The sequence below is a fragment of the Oceanobacillus sojae genome, from assembly GCF_007991515.1.
Classification (GTDB): domain Bacteria; phylum Bacillota; class Bacilli; order Bacillales; family Amphibacillaceae; genus Oceanobacillus; species Oceanobacillus sojae.
Genome location: NZ_BJYM01000011.1, coordinates 102,610 through 121,134, shown reverse-complemented (window position 1 = coordinate 121,134; position 18,525 = coordinate 102,610). Strand labels below are relative to the sequence as shown.

Here is an 18,525-nt window from a genome sequence, read left to right as displayed (position 1 = left end):
TATTTTCTTTTAAAACATGTCTATGAAAAACAGGTGAAAACTATTAGAAGCTTAAAAGAAATATTTTGATGAAGGTTGCCAGATATATATAGAGTTCATTTATTTTATTTCGATCTCTGATTCCATACCTTGTTTTACCTTTTCTTTTTGGTTTCTCAACAAGTATTCTGCAACATGTTCATCGGTAATTAACGTATCCACCCATTCCCCTGCAAGTGCTGAATCAATTGCTTCTTTCTTATAATCATTTCCAGATACTAATACAACTTTAGAATGTTTGCTGATCTCTTCAATGCTTGATCCAATCACCCTGTTATGGATGTCAATATTGGGAATTCTTCCATCAGAATCAAAGAACCAGCAAGCCACTTCCCCCACGACATTCTCTTCTTTCGACTGTATTTTTTCTTCTTCCGTTAATAAATGAATATGGGCATAAGAAGAGGATTCTACACCAACGCTAATAAAGGTTATATCTGTTTCTAATGATTTTTTAAATACATTTTGAACAGTTAAGTCACTTAGAATAGATTCTTTTAATTCCTGGTTAGAAACAATAGCTGGTGCGTATAGTGGATAACACTTTGCCCCTAATTTCTCTGCAACTCTTTGGGAAATGGTATTGGCATCTAAACCATAACCCATTCCCGGCCAATTCCCACCCATAATTGGAACTACTTCACAATCAATTTTCTGCTCATCCCCTAAATAGTAAGCAAGCCTCTTTAACGTTTCCCCCATAGAAAAGCCAACAGTCATACCATCGTTCACCTGGTTCACAAGATATTCTGCTCCTGCCTGCCCCAGGGAATTTAATATATTCTCCTCTTTCGTTGAATATACTGGAACTACAATGGCTTCACTTATTCCAAATACTTCCTCCAACTGCTGCTCTAAGTCAAAACAGCGGGTTACCGGGGTCGTTACATTTATCTGAACAATACCTTGCTCCCGCGCCTCTAGTAAAAGCCTTGATATTTTACTTCTGGAAAAATTAAGCTCCTGAGCAATATCATGCTGGGACATATTATCGATATAATACATATATGCAATTTTTGATAATAACCTCAAATCTACTTTAGACATAATGAAAATATAGCCTCCTGCTTATCTCAATTATTTATTTTTTATCATATCACTCCTTTGTCATTTTTTGAACGAGGTTATTACCGAATAACAAATGAACAAATGTGCAAAATATAAATCATTTGTTCATTTTTGATTAGTATAAATCAATAAAATTTTAATGTCAACGCTTTCATTAGATTTTTTATTTAAATATTTCCTAATTAATAGAAATTTATTCGGGTTTTCTTGACTTTTTGATAGAAAATTGCATTTGTTCCACTTTGTGAACGTTTTTTGAAATATTTATAAAATAAATTTTCATTCATAAGAATTTTACAGTCATTTAATCTGCAATAAAAAAAGGTCTTATCCCAGAGAGATAAGAGCCTTCTTAAAATTATAAGTATTTAACCATTGTAACATGCGGAATACCTGCATCCAGAAATTCTCCAGAAGTAACCTCATAGCCCAGCTTTTGATAAAAATCCTGTGCATGTGTCTGTGCGTTTAGCTTAGCTTTATGAAAATCCCGGTTTTTGATTTCTTCTTCCATCTTAAGCATTAATTTTTTCCCGAGAGATTTTCCACGCTGCGATTTCAAGACACAGATTCGTTCCAGCTTACCGTAACCATCTTCCGTGAATCGTAAACGGGCGGCAGCAACAGGGAGTTCATCCTCATATGCAATAAAATGCGTTGCAGTTTTATCAAATTCATCTATTTCTCTTTCCGGCGGTACGTTCTGCTCCTCAACAAATACCTCTGACCGGATTTGATATACAGCTTCTAACTCTATAGGAGCAGTCGCAATCTTTACTAACATGAATATTTTATTCCTTTCCCAATAAAAATGTTTCATAAACCGTCCAGGAGCCATTTTCTAATTCATATAACAGCTGGAAACGGTCAATATAATCTTTGATTTCAAAGCCTTCCATTTTCAATCTTCCTACAATATCTCTGAATTCATCATGCACCAAGTCCTGTGCAATCGTAATGTGCGGCACAAAAGAATGGTCCTGGTTATTTTCAAATATCCCCTGCTGCAGCTGTTCGTTCAGCATCTTTAATTGTTCAATCGGTTCAACTTTTAAATAAATAGTGTTTGTTATTGGTTCAAAGGTACTGACTTTATTAATATGGATATAAAAAGGATCTACACTTCCCGCAACTTTACGCAATTCCTGAGTAACTTCATCTATCTTCTCAGGGTCTGTTTCAAACGGGTACTTTAATGTAATGTGTGGAGGGATTAAAGAGTACCTTGGGTCATAACGTTTTCTTAATGCATTGGCTTGATCCTGTACAGTTTTTGAAGGGAAAATCGCGATTCCATATTTCATTAATACAACCTCCTGGTATTATATTATTTATTATAAGCTATATATAATCTATATCTACATAAGTATAGCAAAAGAAAATGAAAATAGAAATTTTAATCAAACAATGTTGTCAATAGACGCCGCATATCATTTTGCCAATACTTCCAAGTATGAATGCCGTCTTCTAATTCGTGATACGTATAAGCTGCTCCGGCTTTTTCCAATGCTTTATTTAATTTCCGGTTGGGTTCTACAAAATCAGCTGTATTCCCATCACTCATTTGAACCTCTGTTTCTTTTGTACCAATTGTATGGTAAATATCCAGAGTGGACAAAGGCTTCGCCCGCTCTACATATGCTAATACCGTATCATCAACATATGGAGATTGAATACCTATCTTTCCAAATGTATGCGGGTATTTCATTGCTGTCATCAATGCAAGTGTACCTGCCAGAGAATCACCGATTAAAGAACGCGATTTCCCCATATGGTATGTCGGTATGAAATCATCTAAGTAAGGAACAACCTCACGAACTAGAAAATTTATATAAGCTTCATTCTGTTCGCCAGATGGGTGATATTTCTTCCTGCGGTCATATTTATCTTTATAGTGAATACCGACAAAGACAACATTGTGCATTTCTTTTTCATCATGAAGCTTATCGCTTAATGTAGCAATTCTTCCCATTTGAAAATAATCTTTTCCATCCTGCATAATACAGATTTCATATTTATACAGTTCAGAAAAAGTCTCCGGGTGATAAATCTGTAATGTCATGGTCTCTTTTAAAAAAGAGCTGTCTATTTCTTTTTCAATCATTTTTCCTTTTCTGCGCAAACGTCCCACCTCAGCCTTTTTATAATATAGCAATAGTCTATCATTGTATGATCGGCCTGTCACTTGAAGCATTTTTATTGATAAAGCTGATAATACTTTCCCTGCAGGTTCATTAATTCCTGATGATTTCCCTGCTCCATGATTTCCCCATTTTCGAGCATAATAATTTCATCTGCTTCCCGAATAGTATTAAGCCTATGGGCGATAACAAAACTAGTTCGCCCCTTCATCAGACGTTTTAATGCTTCCTGAATTTTTAATTCTGTTACGGTATCAATATTACTGGTTGCTTCATCAAGTATTAAAATTTTAGGTTCTGCTAATAATGCGCGTGCAATGGTCAATAGCTGTTTTTGACCTTGGCTTATACCGCTTCCATCCTGATCCAGTATCGTATCATATTTATCCTGTAAAGATAGAATAAAGTCATGGGCATTGGCATCTTTAGCTGCCTGCTCTATTTCCTCGTCAGTTGCTTCCAGTCTTCCGTAACGAATGTTTTCACGGATGGTTCCGTGAAATAAGAAAGTATCCTGTAACACAAAGGCCATATGTTTACGAAGGCTGGAGCGTTTTATTTTTTTGATATCAATACCATCCAATGTGATCTGGCCGCTATTATAATTATAAAAGCGGGAAATAAGGTTAATAATAGTTGTTTTTCCGGCTCCGGTATGCCCTACAAACGCAATCATTTCTCCCGATCTTGCCTCAAAGCTGATATCATTCAGAATTTTAGCTGATTCATAGCCAAAGCTTACTTGATTAAAAACAAGATGACCTTTTGTATCTGGAATCTCTACAGCATCTTTCTCATCGATTTCTTCTCCAGTTTCATCCATTACCTGAAAGACTCTTTCTGCACCGGCGATAGCGGATAATAATAAATTAAATTGGTTGGATAGTTCGTTTAAAGGTCTAGTAAATTGTCGTGCGTATTCTGTAAAGATAACAATTGTCCCTACAGTCACCAGTGATCCATCTGAGGTGATAACAAGTACCCCGCCTACAAAGGCAATCATTGCAAAGCTTAAAAAATTCAACGTATTCATGATTTTAGGAATAAACCCGGAGATTGTTAATGCCCAAAAACCTGTGTTCTGCAAGGATTTATTTCTTTGCTCAAACTGGCTGGTTACGTAATCTTCCTGTGAATATGTTTTGACAACGTGCTGACCGGAAACGATTTCTTCCACATAGCCGTTTACATCACCTAAGTCACGCTGCTGCAGTTTATATAATGGCCCGGTTCTTCTAGTAATCCAGCGCATTGAAAAAAACATGACAGGAATAATAGACATCGTCACTAGTGTTAAAACAGGACTCAAATAAAGCATAATACTGACTGTCCCTAGTAAGGTAAGGATACTGGCAAAAATTTGAATGACAGACTGGTTCAATGTGTTATTAATATTATCTATATCATTTGTTAACCGACTCATTAATTCTCCGTGCTGCCTCTTGTCAAAATAGGAGATAGGCAGCCGGTGAAATTGTTCAAACAGGTTTTTCCGCAATGTATATACCGTTTGCTGTGAAATATCGACCATCCAATAGTTTTGGAGAAACAGTGACAAAGAATGGATAATATATACAATAACCAGCCCCACAAGTAAAAGCCCCAGTCCATTAAGCTGCTGGACCGCAATAAAATTATCAATTGACATCCCTACGAGAAATGGTCCCAAAAGAGCAAATATCGAACTGATAAAAACCATCAAAATGACAAGAAATAATTTTCCCTTCTCCATCTTTAAATAATTCCAAATCTGCTTTAAGGTTGCTCCCATATTTTCTGCTTTTTTAGAATCAAATTTGTTCACATTCGATAAATCAATCCGTTTATATTGAAAGGCCGCTTTTAAAGAGTTATTTCGCATGGAGAACCTCCTTTTCCTGCTGTGATTCCGCGATAGCCCGATACAAATTAGAACGGCTCAGCAAATCTTCATGTGAGCCTATGTCCAGAATCTTTCCCTGATCGAGCAGGAGAATGCGATCTGTTTTTTTAGCAGTGGCTATTTTTTGTGTAATTAGGAGTACAGTACACTGATAATTATTTAATGCCTTCAGGAATCGTGCTTCTGTAGCTAAATCAAGAGCACTCGTGCTGTCGTCAAGCATTAAAATCTCCGGTTTACGGATAAGTGCTCTTGCAATGGATATACGTTGTTTTTGTCCACCTGAAAGATTAACTCCTTTTTGACCGACTCTTGTTTCATATTGATGTTCCAAATTTTGAATGGTGTCATGGATTTGTGCATCCTTAGCAGCTTGAATCACTTCTTCCATCGTTGCATCCTTTTTTCCAAAAGCGATGTTATCAAAAATGGACCCGGTAAATAAAAGCGGTGACTGGGGAACATAGCCGATACTATTTCGTAAAGCTTTAAATGAATAGTCATCTAAAGGTATGTCATCTATATATATCCTCCCTCTTGAAACTTCATAAAGCCGGGGCATTAACTGGAATAAAGAAGTCTTCCCGGAACCGGTTGCTCCTATAATCGCAAGGCGTTCACCAGAATTTACGGAAAAAGATATATCGGACAGTGTTTCAGCTAATTCATCTGGATAGCGGAAAGAAACATCTTCATAAACAATACAGCCTTTAGATACAGAATAATCCGTCTGCTTCTGTTTCTCCCCTTCTCCATCATCCTCTATCAGTACCTCATTAATTCGCTCAACAGATGCTTTTGTCCTAGAAAGAGCCATAATAATGAAAGAAAACATAGAAATAGACATTGCTACCCGTAGTGCATAATTAATCATCGTAACGACTTCTCCTATATTTGCCTGACCATTAATCGTTTGAATACTTCCAAACCAAACAATAAAAATTAAGCTTAAATTCATCACAAAAAGTAAAATTGGTCCAGTTGATTCAACGATTCGAAAGGTTTTCCTTGTCGTTAAAGCAAGCGTACGGTTAGCATTATCAAACCGGTTTTCTTCTGTGTAACGACGTGTAAAGGCTTTGATAAGTCTCATGCCGGCAAGGTTTTCCTGCATCACTCGATTGACACTGTCCACTTGACTCTGGACCTGCTTAAATAATTTACTTGAGATTTTTAATACCCACAAAAGGAATAGAACAAGAAGCGGTACAGTAATTAGAAAAATTAACGCCAGCCGGGCATTTACCATAAAAGCCATAATAACACCGCCAATTACAGTCAAGGGTGCCTTTGCCATAATACGAAGAACCATGAAAACGGTATTTTGAATCTGCCGGATATCATTTGTAAACCTTGTAACCAGAGAGGATGTAGGATATTTATTCAATTTTGCATAGGAAAAGCTTTGAATCTTTGCAAATAATTCTTTTCGTAAATCATAAGCATAGGAAAAACTGACATGAGATGATAGAAAAGAATTCAGAACTCCTGCAAGGAATGATAATAAAGCCAAACCAATCATAATTGATCCCCAGAACACAATATTCTGGATATCCTGATTCACAACCCCCTGATTAATCATTAACCCTAAGAAAAGAGGGAGCAATAACTCTACTGCCAGCTCGATTAGCATAAGTGAAAATGCAATAATCGAAGGAAATTTATATGGACCTAAATAAGAAAAAACTTTTCGCAAATAATCCACCTACCAACCAAAAAGTAAAAGTATTCAGAAATTCAATTAAAAATAAATTATTTATTTTATTATAGAATGAACGCTGATAAATAAGCCAGTATTTAGTTCGGGTTTCGAAATGATGTTTAAAGTCATCATAACCCGCTGTTATTTGGAGTATTTCTGACATTATTCTAAATTAATTGATGTCGCCAAGATACACTGGGAATTCTTTCCTTGAAATATAAGCAATAATCTTATCTCTTATTGCCTGAGGGTATAAACGATAATTCATTAAATCTGATATCGTCAGCCGTTCAACACTTATTTGCCCATCATCAGGCACAACACCATTTCCTATCTCTTTATTACTGCTTTTAATTTCACATGAAAACATATACTCTATCTGATGCAATTCAGAATCAAACTCAAAATGCTCATGATTTTTCCCGATATATTCTCTTATAAACAGGAGATTACCTATTTCGACAGCTGCATTAATTTCTTCTATACATTCTCTTTTTAATGCTTGATGCAGTGTTTCTCCATGTTCTTGACCACCGCCAGGTAAAATAAAATAATATCCATCTTTATCTAGTTTTTTTATGGCTAACAGTTGTTTATCCTGAATAATAATTGCTTTTGCTGAGTTTCTTATGTTCATTGGAACCCTCCTTTGAAATAATATAAATTGAGTACTGTTAAGATACATTTAATTCGGTAAGTTTCCTTATCCCCTTAAAGGCTTCATAGTGTCATTTCCAAATTATAGATTCATTATAGAACTTCATTCAGTTAAGAAAAGTCCTTTATAATTTCGTCAACTTCTATGCGACCGTCGATTAAGGTTTCAACTAACGGTTCTTTTCCAAATCTATTAGGTTCATTAGCCCAATAGTAATCTGCGTTTTTGTTATTTACTTCCTCATCGCCAGTACCATCAAAAATATTATAAGCATCGCCATTAAATGTTCTGCCGTCTGTTCGTAATTTTACGATTTGATAAACCTTTCTGTTACTATTTATAAATGAAGCGGCCCACATTTCTGCATCTGATAAAGTTTTTGAGGTGTATAAACAAGACATTCTCGATGGATAGTTTGTATATTTTTCCTTTCTGACTTTTTCTAAAGCTAATTCTCTATATGTTCTGGCTGTCCAATAATCTAAATTTGAATTTATAAATTTTGAAAGTTCATCCACGGGATGATCACCGTCTAATATTTTTTTACAAGTCATGACCCGATTATAAATTCCATTATAGTGATTTTCGTCAAAAATGATTACTTGCCCTGGCTGCATAGACTTTTCAGTAACGACATGATACAAATACAATTCCAAGAGTATTGTACTCCCTTCCTTCTTATGTTTTTATTGAGAATCAGGAAAACACAATTGCTTCTATATTAAAGTTTCATCATTTTACGAGATTATCCCTGACATATCCAAAAAACGTCATTTCGCCATGTTCATCCTCAGAAATACGATAAGGTTCAATCTGATCAAAGTATCGCCGGACAAACCTTCCTTCACCTACCGGATAGATTTCAATATAAAGATTACCTGAGAATCTTACAAAGTATAATTTGCCATTAATAAGTTCTACTTTGATCTTATTTTTTAAATAGGTACCGCAATACTTTTTAAGTTCGTTCTCACTAAGAGGGATTTCTTCAAACTTTGCTGGAATATCTACCTCAACATGATGGAGAATATCTGCAATTGCGTTGCCCAATCTATATTGATTGATAGCTTCATTATTTGAAAGTATGATAATACAAATATTTCCATCAAAATAATTCTGCATATAAGTACTTATTCCAAGATGGTCTCCCCCATGGGAGTATCTTCCCATTTCATAAACATGATGATATTCCAACCCATAGCAGTAATTATTTTTATTCTCATTGAAAAATCGATTATACGCTTTCTGTGATAGTATTTTTCTATCACGTAAGCAGATGTACCATTTATATAAATCATCACAGTTAGAAATAATTGCTCCAGCACCGATACTAAATTTTTCGTTATAATATGGACTTTTGATCATCACATCAAAATCTTTCACATAATTACCGGATCTGTTTTTAATAATTTTACATCCGTCATCAATATCGCTATTCATCATATTCAAAGGTAGAAATATGCTGTTCCGGATATAGTCCTCATACCTCTCTCCCGTTACATTTTCAATAATCCATGCAAGCAAATTATAATTTACATTATTATAATCATATTTCACATCTGGTGGAAAAACAGGTTCTTTATTTATATACCGTTGAAAGAAGTCGTTTTTGGAATAGTCCATTCTATTGTATCCAGAGAAAAAATCATTTTCAAAATTATAGAAATTGCTTAAACCTGATGTGTGTGATAATAAATGATGTATAGTTATTGATTTGTCAATCTTCATATCACCAGGAAGAAATAAAGATGCCGGCTTATCAATATCCAATACACCCTTATCATGCAGGAGCATAATCGCAAAGGCAGTAAATTGCTTGGTCATGGAGGCGATTGAAAAGCATGAACTTATATTATTTTTGATTCCAAACTCAATATTCGCATAACCGTATGCGTTTTCAAAAAGAATGTCATCATTTTTTATAACTTGAATAACCCCGTAGAAGTCCCACAATTCCAAATATTCGTTGATATATGCATCTATTTTTGATCTTATTTCCTGCATCAGCATCCACTCCTTAAAAATAAAATTAAATACTCTATTGATTCCCGCTCTCTCTCTAAAAAAACCTTCAAAAACGAAAAAAGACACATCCATAAATAATGTGTCTTCACGCAATTAGAGAGAAATTATTCTCTATGAACCGCTTTAAGTAAATGACTCCGATTGGGCTCGAACCAACGACCTCTTGCCTGTCAAGCAAGCGCTCTCCCAGCTGAGCTACGGAATCGTATGTAGGTACAATACATATTATACAGCCTAATGGAAAAGAAAACAAGCTAACAATATTTGTATCAGCATTATAATTTTGTAGTTTAATGAAATTAGTAGAATACTACAACTATCAAACTGATAAATACACTTAAATTAAGAAATTATCATTCATAAATATAATTATTTCCTATGCCTTATTTTCAGCACTATAGTACAGGCGTTTCCTTAATAAATCAGGATTATTATAATATTAAAACACATAAATGAAAGCGTTGACATAAAATTCCCATTCATTTATACTAACCAAAAATGAACAAATGACTTTTTATTTGCACTTTTGTTCAAAAATTAATGAATAAGTTTCTTATACGAAATAACAAGGGAGTGATTTGATTACCAAAATAAGTATCGGAACTAACGAGAAGTTTTATTTTCATTATACTTAAAGCAGATTAGAGATTATTATCAAAAATTACTTCATATGGATTACCTCGTCTTTGCCTATATTTATATGACTGTCAGAGAGAATTTACACTAGCATGTCGATTCTAGCCTAATTAATGGAAATAAATGAAGTGTACAGCAGCTATTCAATCATAATAGATATTTTATAGTAAATTGCTGAAATGAGGAGGAATAAGTAAATGGATTTAGGAATTAAAAATAAAACAGCACTTATCACTGGGGGATCCAGAGGTATCGGAAAAGAAATTGCTTTATCTCTCGCTAATGAAGGTGCAAATGTTGTTATTACCTATCAAAGTAATCAGGCAAAAGCTGATGAAGTGATAAAAGCTGTGGAAGCTGCCGGACAAAAGGGACTTGCAATTCAAGCCGACCTGGCAAATATGGATGACGCTGTGTCTATTATTTCCCAAAGTATCGAAGCATTTGAGACAGTAGATATTCTCGTAAATAATGCAGCAATCTGGCCTACAGGCTACGTGAAATCCATTAAACTAGAAGATTGGAAAAGAACCTTAGACGTAAACCTCACTTCTGTATTCCTGACATCCCAGGCGTTTTTAAATCATTGTTTAGAAAAAGAACTGCCGGGAAATATTCTAAATATAACATCTCAGGCAGCTTTCCATGGTTCAACTACCGGTCACTCACATTATGCAGCCAGCAAAGCCGGAATGGTTGCCTTCACAAAATCTATGGCACGCGAACATGCAAAGGATAATATACGTGTTAACAATCTGGCACCTGGTATTGTAGAAACAGATTTGATTCGGGAAAAATTAGAAACTGACGCCCCTTCTTATTTAAACCGTGTTCCGTTGGGCAGAGCTGCACAACCTGATGAGGTTGCTGATATAGCCGTCTTTTTTGTTTCCAAAAAAGCCAGCTATATTACTGGAGCAACAATTGATGCTACCGGCGGAATGCTGATGTGATAAAATTCGAATTTTAGGGAGGAATTAAAATGTCCTTAGTTGCAATTTTAGCTGCTTTTGGCGGCGGCGTATTCGGTGCACTCATTGGTGGTACAACAGCCTTTATCTTTACAGGATTTTTAGGAATGGCCGGAGTTGCTGCAGCTGTAGCAGCAGGCAGTACATTAATTTTAGATTATGTTGCTTTTGGTCCATTTTTCGGCCCGCATGTAGCCTTCGTCGGAGCTGTTGCGGCAGCGGCTTATGCAGGAAGGATTAGTAAGAAACATTTAGAAAGCGCTACCTTTATTGACAATCCAGTTAATGCAAGAACAATTCTTGGCGACCATGAAGATAAAGACAAAATTTTTGCCGAAGATGACAGGCATGTTGATGGCGCAGATACAACTGTTCCGTTATTCAAAACAACAGACCCAATGGTACTTATCGTCGGCGGTATATTTGGTATTTTAGGCTATTTCGTTGAATATCTATATGGACCTATTTTAGGTATACCAATTGATACAATTGCTTTAACAGTGGTTACATTCGCTATTATTACCCGTTTCTTATTTGGTCATTCCGGTTTAACAGGTATTTTCCCTACAGATGAAAAACGCTTTCCTTTTTCGGGAAAAATGTTACTCTTCAACGCTATTTGGGGATTTGCATTTGCCGGCCTTGTAGGTTATGCAGCAATTGCGTTAGATATTGATAATATTGGTTTCACTATTAGTGCAGCCTCTCTTATTTTCTTATACTTCGGATTAAAATTTCCTGTATCCCACCACGTATCTATGGTGGCCGGTCATGCAGCAATTGCATTAGCAAGTCCATGGTTAGCAGCATTATTCGGTTTATTCGCTGTTATTACAGGGGAATATGTGCAGCGCCTTTTTAACACACATGTTGATACTCATATTGATATGCCAGCAATTGTAATCGCATTCTGGAGTTTTATTGTTTTGGGAGTTATTGCACCATTTATTTAAAATCATTAGAAAGCTCATATTTGCTAAATCATCAAAAGCGAATATGAGCTTTTCTTATCTGCCGGATTGCTGACAACATGTTTTCTTACCCGGTACGAAGTAACCCCCCACTTTCGTTTTTTTATTACTATTGCAGAAATCCAATATATCTATACTTAACTTGTACCTCTCAGTATAGATTTCTATCTTCAGAAATTCAGTGCCCGCTCAAAGCTTCTTTTACAGGATGATTATTTGATAAGAGCAAACATCTTTCATTCAGCTTACATTCCTTTTCTTTTTAGGTACATTTTTTATCCGCTTCTGTACACAATATAAAATACTGTGTAAAAGATAAAGGAGCGTATCATATGTCTAGTTACATGAGTATGTTTGTAGAGGTTATCTTTGGATTTTTTGCTTTGTTTTTAATCACAAAAATCTTAGGAAAGACTCAAATTTCTCAAATTACCCCATTTGATTTTATTTCTGCATTACTATTGGGGGAATTAGTTGGGAATGCTTTATTTGATCCAAATGCAGGAATAGGAGAAATAGCCTTTGTTGTAGCTCTTTATGGTATTCTTATGTATATTGTGGAAATTATTTCACAAAAGTATAAGCGGACACGACATTTACTTGAAGGAAGTCCAACAATAGTAATTTATCGTGGAAAGCTTGTCAGGGATATGATGAAAAAAACCAAGCTGGATATTAATCAGCTGCAGCATCTTTTGAGAGAAAAAGACGTATTTTCCATCAGTGAGGTTGAATTTGCCGTGTTAGAAGCAAACGGAACCGTATCCGTTCTCAAAAAAACAGATTATCAAACGCCTACACGCAAGGATTTGAAATTATCTCCTCAAGATGTAGCTTTACCAATTACTCTTATTAATGATGGGGAAATTATAAAAGATAACATGGAAGAGAAAAACCTTCCAGTTTCCTGGTTGGAGGAATCTATTCGCGAACAGGGTTATAAAGATATTTCAGAAATTTTCTATGCAGAATACACAAAAGGAAATCCCTTATATATTGTCCCTTTCTTTAACCGGGAGCATCAAAAATATAGCGATTTTGATTGAGTTTAATCTTAAAACTCATAGAAGACGCTGTGAATGTCTGCCCCGTCGAAAATATTTTCTTAACGTATAAATAAAAGAAGCATTCCTCTTATAATAAGATGAATGCTTATATATATTTGTTTACATATCTTCCTTTACCTGTGATTAAGGATGAGTCTAGTGGCAGGTCTAACGGTTTTTGAGGTTCCGATCTATTGCGGTAATAACGGTCATATGTTGCACTAAGCTCCTGATGTCTCCGCTCTAACTGAACTTTAAAGGAACCTTCTATATGATGGTCTTTTCTCTGTGTCGGCTGCAGCCTTTGCTGATAATCAATATATTGTGAGTTCTGTATCGGAAGAATATATCCCATCCTCTGCACCTCCCTTATATATTCATTTATATATACCCCGTGCAAGAAAAATGAAACCGTTTTATTTATACATTATTATATACAGATTATTTTATGTTGTATAGTCAGAATTTTATTTTTATTGAAATAGCCCTTCCTCATAGCTACACTCGCCCACACCAACACTGGGAAGACACATATCCTATAAGGAAAGAAAATTCAAATTGTGAAAGGAGCATTTTCTCATGGGTTGTGGAAAAAATTATGATACTGGAAGTTGTGTTGCAGATATTTTAAAAGACATTGTTGATGCTCAAAACGATATTGTAGAAAACTGCTGTGATACGAGCTGTGAACAATCAATTAATGACCTTTTATGCACAAATGAGGTAACTAATGATTTAGACACGGTGCCTGTTATTTTATACTGCAAAGATTGCAAACCATTTAAAGGGTTCGGCACAACAAAAAATCATCACAACAAAATGAATCCAATTTTATCTAGTTTTATTTTCAGAGTAAAGAAAGTAGATAAAGACAATTGCGCTATTCTTGAGTTACTACTCAGTGATGGAGAAAGCTGTGGATTTGATCATATGAAGGACCCTACTGATCAAAATACAGAAGACCTGGAAGCAACAGGTATTTGTATCACAGTAGATTTAGATTGCTTTTGCCATGTTACCTGCCTGCCGGCAATCAGAGCATTTCATTAAAATAATTTTCATTAGAAAACTTGGTTGTCACCAAGCCTTTAGGTGACAACCTTAGTTACACTTATGCAGTAAGAAAGTATAAACTTTCTTAACTGCCAAAAGATACACCATCCAGGGAGGCCCTCCCGGATGGTGTCTTTTAAAATCCTAATAAATGAATGTTTTCAATATCTTTTATTGCAATCTCTATTTTGTTTTTTCGATTATTTAATTGTAAAGCCAGTGTATCCGAATTGTTTTCACGAATTACACCGCGATACTTCTTCTTGGAAACTGTGATTATTTCACATTTTATAGGAGGAGCAAATTCAGAGCGGTTTGTTAAATAGCTTATTTTTTCTATAATTGTCATTTCCATAAACTTCTTCTTACTTGATTGCTGTTCAGTTGTTTTGGAGCTGTCCCCATCCGAATTTTTCCCGTCTTTGGACTGCTTTCTTTTCGCCTGCGGAACAGATTTCATCTCCGTTTGCCTTTTTCGCCTGTAATCACCAACATAGTTTTCTTGCATTGGAGCTGAAAATTCCTTCAGCTGAGGCTGGCTAATATAGAGTAAAGGAGCCTGCGCTTTGTTTTTATTTGTCATCGTTCATCCACCTCTTTTGGCTTTCTTAGCTTATCTTTTATAGTGTATGAACCTAGAAATTGATTTGTGTCTGGCCTGATAATTACTCTAATTAACCAAAAAAAGACTGTCGCCAAAAAATAGCGACAATCCTATTTCATCCTTATTATCAAATTAAATAACTCATAAATGCAGTTGCCATTCCGAAATAAATCAATGTGGAAATAAGGTCATTGATTGTTGTAATAAAAGGTCCTGACGCCACTGCCGGGTCAATATTCAACCGGTTCATCAGCATTGGAATAAGAGCACCTGCAAGTGTTGCTACGAGAAGAGAACCCATAATAGATAAGCCTAAAAGAATACCTAAATAAATATTGCCCTGCCAGATAAAAATGATAGTAGCAAGAATGATTCCGCAGAATATACCATTAATCAGTCCCGTTAATGCCTCTCGCCCCAAAAGCTTCCATTTCCCGGTATTTTCGAACTCACCTGTCGCCATACCACGTACGGATACAGCAAGTGCTTGTGTTCCTGAATTACCTGCCGTTCCACCAATTAAAGGAATAAAGGCCGCTAAAATAGCTACTTGCTCCAAGGTCTGTTCAAAACTGGCAATTAACGTAGCAGTCAGCATACCTAAAAATAGCAGGATAACCAGCCAGGGAAGTCTTTTTCTTGCAGAACGGATCGCTGTGTCATCTTTAATATCCGTATTGGACATCGCTGCTAATTTGGAGTAGTCTTCACTTGCCTCTTCTTCCATAACGTCTAAAATATCATCGACTGTGATAATACCAAGAAGATGATCTTGAAAATCAACTACCGGAAGTGCAAGGAAATCGTAATCTCTAAACATCTGTGCAACATCTTCCTGGTCTTTTGCGACTGATACAGCAACCACTTTGGTACTCATAACTTCTTTAATCAAAGTATCACTATCTGCAATAATTAAATCTCTGATAGATAAGACACCTACTAGGCGTTTGCTATTATCCAGGACAAACAAGTAATAAATTGTCTCTGCATCGGGTGCTTCTTTTTTTAATTGCTGCATAGTCTCTGCAACGGTCTGATCCTCAAAAAGTACAACATACTCCGTGGTCATGATACTACCAGCGGTTTTTTCCTCATAATGAAGAAGCTGTTTTATATCATCAGCAGATTCTTTATCCATGATGGTCAAATAGCTTACTACTTTTTCTTTATCCAGTTCATTTAGAATATCTACTGCGTCATCGACAGGCATTTCACTAAAAATCATCGCAGCATATCTCGGATCCATCTCCTCAAAAAACTCAATGACATCATCTAAATCAATGTTAATTAATATCTCTGACATTTCTTCAGGAGATAAATACGTGTATATCTGCGCTCTTCTGCCTTCATTCTGCTGTTGGAAAAATACTGCCTGATCATATGGGTGGATTTCGAGAAATTCTGTCCGAAACTCCTCCATATTTTCATTTTCTAATGCTTCTTGAACTTTATCAATGTGTTCTTGAAACTGTTCTTCATATTGAACATCATATTGATCCTTTTTCATAGCAGTTCCTCCTTTCTTTTCGCTAATTTTTATATACTTACACATCCTACCCTATTTTACAAGAAGCGAAACAAATAGCAAGCCTTATCTATAATAAAAAGACTTTCCATTGTGATTTTATCAGTTGTTATTTTGCTGATCATTCACTTAAAATTAATCATTATTATTAGATCTATAAGCTGCCGAGAACGCTGCTTCTATTAGTATAGAAAAGGGTAATACCTCCTTTTTATATCTTTCACCCTCTCTTTTTTGTTGGCTAAGGTAAACTTTATTACCCATCACTCACTTTATGTATTTCGTTTCTATTTGTCAAGTATATTTTGTAAATGCTATTATTTTGCATTAAGGAAACATTTTGTTCTGCTAATTTATTTTAATGATTAGGCTGCTATATTAAATATGTTTAACACCAATAGGAAAGAAACGCTTAAAGGCAAGAATACGTTTTATATTGAATATGAGGTTGATTACAGCGAAGGAAAATAATTGTATTCAATATTACATGCATTAGCTAAAAAAAGTTATACTATAGAAGTAAAGCTACATTCATCGACAATAGGAGGATATAGGATGCAATTAGATATTATTGGAGATGTGCATGGATGTTTGGACGAGCTTCTGGAATTGCTGGAAACACTTGAATATCGTCAGGAGAACAGCTCCTATGCTCATCCTGGAGGTAACAAGCTAGTATTTGTAGGAGATTTGACAGATCGCGGACCAAATTCCACAGCTGTTATCCAGCTTGTCTATCAATTAGTTAGAGAGCAGGAAATAGCCTATTATGTACCAGGAAATCACTGCAATAAGCTCTATCGTTATTTTTCAGGAAACCAGGTGCAGGAAAAACACGGTTTAGAAACGACGGTTGCTGAATGGAAAAGCTTAAACGAAGCTCAAAAAAAGAACATTCAGGAAAAGTTTATGACACTTTACGAGAATGCTCCTTTGTATTTATATTTTGAAAACCTGAAGTTAGTTGTAGCCCACGCAGGGATTAAAGAAAATTTAATCGGGCAGATGAATTCCCGCACAAAGACATTTGTTCTCTATGGTGATATTACCGGTAAAACAGATCATCTGGGCCGCCCCATCCGCCGGGATTGGGCAAAGCATTATAAAGGAGAGCCTTGGATTGTTTATGGTCATACGCCAGTTTTAGAGGCACGCCAAATTAATCGGACAATCAATATAGATACAGGCTGTGTCTTTGGAAATAAGCTGACCGCTTACCAGTTTCCAAAGCAGAGGATTGTTTCTGTACCCTCAAAACAACCCTTCCAGCCTGATCGTTTTACAGATTTCACTGCTGATTAACGGCTAATTTTTCTTTACACGCAGCAATATCCAACGGGAGCCCGCAATTAAATTTCATTCTTTTATTTTGAAAAGGATGCAGCCATTCTATTTCCGCACAATGCAGTGCCTGGCGGGAAATAACATCTGCCTCTCCACCATAGAGAGTATCACCAAGCAGCGGATGGCCTGAATAGCTGAAATGAACACGAATTTGATGCGTCCGCCCGGTTTTCAGCTGAATACGCAATAGAGAAGCTCCTTTTAATACCGACAATGTCTGATAGTCCGTAACTGCTTCCTTCCCTTCTATCCAATTTACCTCCCGTTCTATTATCGAGGTTTTCTTCCGGGCGATTGGTGCATTTATAGTGCCGGCAGGAGGATTTATTTCATCTGAAATAATCGCTTCATACATACGTTGAATCTCATTCTTTTTTTGTGCCTCTGACAACAAGGCGTGGACATAACGATTTTTTGCAACTAAAACAAGACCAGACGTGTCTCTGTCTAATCTTGTTACAATATGCACTGTTGCCGGGTGCCCAGATGATTGATAATAGGCCTGAATTCCATTTGCCAGCGAATAATGACGGTCATTCATAGAGGGGAGGCATGCCTGTCCAGCCGGTTTGTTTAATACTAAATGGTCTTCATCCTCATACTCAATTGAAAGGTCCATTTCTGTTGCCTCAATACTGCCTATAGCTTCTTCCGGAAATATAACAGTTAATTGATCATTCAGCTTAAGCTTTTCTGTTATATAACTGTCCACTGTATTAATTAAAAATTTGCCGCCCTCTTTTTTCATTGCAGTCAGCAGTCTTCTTGAAAAACCTTGTTTTTCCTGTAAAAATTCCTTAATGGTAAGCTTGGCGCTCGTTTGATCAATCACCCAGCTTTTTTGTATGCTTGCAGTCAAC

General features: G+C 35.9%; 18 protein-coding genes and 1 tRNA gene. 5 read left to right on the top strand and 14 right to left on the bottom strand.

All coding sequences use genetic code 11. The features are described from left to right. Positions 1–99: 99 nt before the first annotated feature. From OSO01_RS13705 to OSO01_RS13660, 10 genes are all read right to left on the bottom strand, one after another. Entirely contained in the window at positions 100–1,086 is a 987-nt protein-coding gene (locus tag OSO01_RS13705; RefSeq protein ID WP_147211005.1) for a sugar-binding transcriptional regulator, read from the bottom strand. A gap of 379 nt (positions 1,087–1,465) precedes the next feature. Continuing rightward, positions 1,466–1,891 carry a GNAT family N-acetyltransferase gene (locus OSO01_RS13700; protein ID WP_147211004.1) on the bottom strand — a complete coding sequence of 142 codons (426 nt, stop codon included), beginning with the start codon at positions 1,889–1,891 and terminating at the stop codon, positions 1,466–1,468. 7 nt (positions 1,892–1,898) lie between these two features. Beyond that, entirely contained in the window at positions 1,899–2,411 is a 513-nt protein-coding gene (locus OSO01_RS13695) for a YjcG family protein (RefSeq protein WP_147211003.1), read from the bottom strand. A 92-nt stretch (positions 2,412–2,503) separates the two neighbouring features. After that, positions 2,504–3,229 (bottom strand): alpha/beta hydrolase, encoded by a 726-nt coding sequence (locus tag OSO01_RS13690; RefSeq protein ID WP_147211002.1) that lies wholly within the window; start codon positions 3,227–3,229, stop codon positions 2,504–2,506. Positions 3,230–3,303: 74 nt separating this feature from the next. Further along, positions 3,304–5,109, bottom strand: coding sequence for an ABC transporter ATP-binding protein (locus tag OSO01_RS13685; protein ID WP_147211001.1), 1,806 nt, complete (start codon positions 5,107–5,109; stop codon positions 3,304–3,306). Beyond that, positions 5,099–6,826, bottom strand: a complete 1,728-nt coding sequence (locus tag OSO01_RS13680; RefSeq protein ID WP_147211000.1) for an ABC transporter ATP-binding protein — start codon at positions 6,824–6,826, stop codon at positions 5,099–5,101. Before OSO01_RS13680 ends, OSO01_RS13685 begins: the two co-directional genes overlap by 11 nt. A 178-nt stretch (positions 6,827–7,004) precedes the next feature. Continuing rightward, positions 7,005–7,469: an NUDIX domain-containing protein gene (locus OSO01_RS13675; protein WP_147210999.1), complete on the bottom strand. Its 465-nt coding sequence runs from the start codon at positions 7,467–7,469 to the stop codon at positions 7,005–7,007. 131 nt (positions 7,470–7,600) lie between these two features. Beyond that, the gene (locus tag OSO01_RS13670) at positions 7,601–8,146 is read right to left on the bottom strand and encodes a DUF2441 domain-containing protein (protein WP_147210998.1); all 546 of its coding nucleotides are present in this window, start codon (positions 8,144–8,146) and stop codon (positions 7,601–7,603) included. A 76-nt stretch (positions 8,147–8,222) separates the two neighbouring features. Next, a complete protein-coding gene (locus OSO01_RS13665; protein WP_147210997.1) occupies positions 8,223–9,494 on the bottom strand; it encodes a serine hydrolase domain-containing protein in 1,272 nt (423 codons plus the stop codon). Between the two features lie 153 nt (positions 9,495–9,647). Continuing rightward, positions 9,648–9,720 (bottom strand) — tRNA-Val (locus tag OSO01_RS13660). Positions 9,721–10,348: 628 nt separating this feature from the next. On the opposite strand from OSO01_RS13660, the gene OSO01_RS13655 reads away from it, so the two are divergent. The 3 genes from OSO01_RS13655 to OSO01_RS13645 all read left to right on the top strand — a co-directional run bounded on the left by OSO01_RS13655 (position 10,349) and on the right by OSO01_RS13645 (position 13,139). Then, complete coding sequence (locus tag OSO01_RS13655; protein WP_147210996.1) at positions 10,349–11,104, top strand: SDR family NAD(P)-dependent oxidoreductase; 756 nt, start codon at positions 10,349–10,351, stop codon at positions 11,102–11,104. 29 nt (positions 11,105–11,133) lie between these two features. After that, entirely contained in the window at positions 11,134–12,075 is a 942-nt protein-coding gene (locus tag OSO01_RS13650; protein WP_147210995.1) for a DUF7973 family transport facilitator, read from the top strand. 350 nt (positions 12,076–12,425) lie between these two features. Continuing rightward, positions 12,426–13,139 (top strand): YetF domain-containing protein, encoded by a 714-nt coding sequence (locus OSO01_RS13645; protein ID WP_147210994.1) that lies wholly within the window; start codon positions 12,426–12,428, stop codon positions 13,137–13,139. 106 nt (positions 13,140–13,245) lie between these two features. On the opposite strand, the gene OSO01_RS13640 is transcribed toward OSO01_RS13645, so the two are convergent. Further along, positions 13,246–13,494 carry a hypothetical protein gene (locus OSO01_RS13640; protein WP_147210993.1) on the bottom strand — a complete coding sequence of 83 codons (249 nt, stop codon included), beginning with the start codon at positions 13,492–13,494 and terminating at the stop codon, positions 13,246–13,248. A gap of 224 nt (positions 13,495–13,718) precedes the next feature. Here OSO01_RS13640 and OSO01_RS13635 point away from each other — a divergent pair, with 224 nt between their 5' ends. Beyond that, the gene (locus tag OSO01_RS13635) at positions 13,719–14,189 is read left to right on the top strand and encodes a CotY/CotZ family spore coat protein (RefSeq protein ID WP_147210992.1); all 471 of its coding nucleotides are present in this window, start codon (positions 13,719–13,721) and stop codon (positions 14,187–14,189) included. A 139-nt stretch (positions 14,190–14,328) separates the two neighbouring features. On the opposite strand, the gene OSO01_RS13630 is transcribed toward OSO01_RS13635, so the two are convergent. Both OSO01_RS13630 and mgtE read right to left on the bottom strand, forming a co-directional pair. Beyond that, positions 14,329–14,775 (bottom strand): CotO family spore coat protein, encoded by a 447-nt coding sequence (locus tag OSO01_RS13630; RefSeq protein WP_147210991.1) that lies wholly within the window; start codon positions 14,773–14,775, stop codon positions 14,329–14,331. A 148-nt stretch (positions 14,776–14,923) separates the two neighbouring features. After that, positions 14,924–16,303, bottom strand: a complete 1,380-nt coding sequence (gene mgtE, locus OSO01_RS13625; protein ID WP_147210990.1) for a magnesium transporter — start codon at positions 16,301–16,303, stop codon at positions 14,924–14,926. Between the two features lie 573 nt (positions 16,304–16,876). On the opposite strand from mgtE, the gene prpE reads away from it, so the two are divergent. Further along, on the top strand, positions 16,877–17,623 hold the full coding sequence (gene prpE / locus OSO01_RS13620; protein ID WP_147210989.1) for a bis(5'-nucleosyl)-tetraphosphatase PrpE: 747 nt from the start codon (positions 16,877–16,879) through the stop codon (positions 17,621–17,623). Here prpE and OSO01_RS13615 read toward each other — a convergent pair. After that, positions 17,610–18,524, bottom strand: a complete 915-nt coding sequence (locus OSO01_RS13615) for an RluA family pseudouridine synthase (RefSeq protein WP_246145166.1) — start codon at positions 18,522–18,524, stop codon at positions 17,610–17,612. The genes prpE and OSO01_RS13615 overlap by 14 nt on opposite strands. Position 18,525 lies beyond the last annotated feature (1 nt).